1 protein-coding gene is annotated in these 630 nt (G+C 34.3%); it reads right to left on the minus strand.

The window, feature by feature from the left end:
• The coding region (locus tag ACFILZ_RS10110) for a DUF1376 domain-containing protein (protein WP_375611092.1) at positions 1-488 on the minus strand (488 nt) is incomplete at its 3' end.
• Positions 489-630 lie beyond the last annotated feature (142 nt).

Consider the following 630-nt stretch of genomic DNA (forward strand, 5'->3'; position numbering starts at 1 on the left):
AAAATAATATTTTTATTTTTTTTGTTATTGTTAATGTTAATGTTATTGTGCATTTCCAAGCATTGCTCGTGCATTGCGTATGCATTGCTTGTGCATTGCTCATGCATTGCACATGCATCATCATTACTTTTATCTTTGTTTTTATCCCATCTAGCTTTTGCTGCTTTTGATGCCTTTTCTGAAGATTTTTCTAAATTCTCATTGCAATTTAGTAACTCTTCTTCAACTTGTGCACTCCATAAATTTCCATTTTCCAAGCGGATAATTAATTTTTTTCGAATGAGTTTTTCTAATGATTTTTTAAAAGTTTGTACTGAACAGCCAACAGCACGTGCTAAAACAGAGGCATCATCATAAAGAGGTTCACAAGTTCTATACATAAAAGCAGTGAGTGTACTATAAGTGGCTTTTTCTGCTGCATCAGTGCCAGCAAAGTCCATAATCCACTCTTGATAAAAATTACGTACCCAAGGTAATTTATTTGCCATAATTACCCTCCTGCTCTTCAATAAAAGCTGCTTCTTTTAATTCCTCTTCAACATCTAAATTCCACAAGCGACCATCTGCTAAACGAATGAGATATCCTTCTTCAAGCAAAACATTCAGTGCCGCTTCAAACTTCTTCACTGA

It is taken from the genome of Bartonella sp. AP40SXNS (assembly GCF_042195825.1).
In the GTDB taxonomy this organism is placed as follows: domain Bacteria; phylum Pseudomonadota; class Alphaproteobacteria; order Rhizobiales; family Rhizobiaceae; genus Bartonella.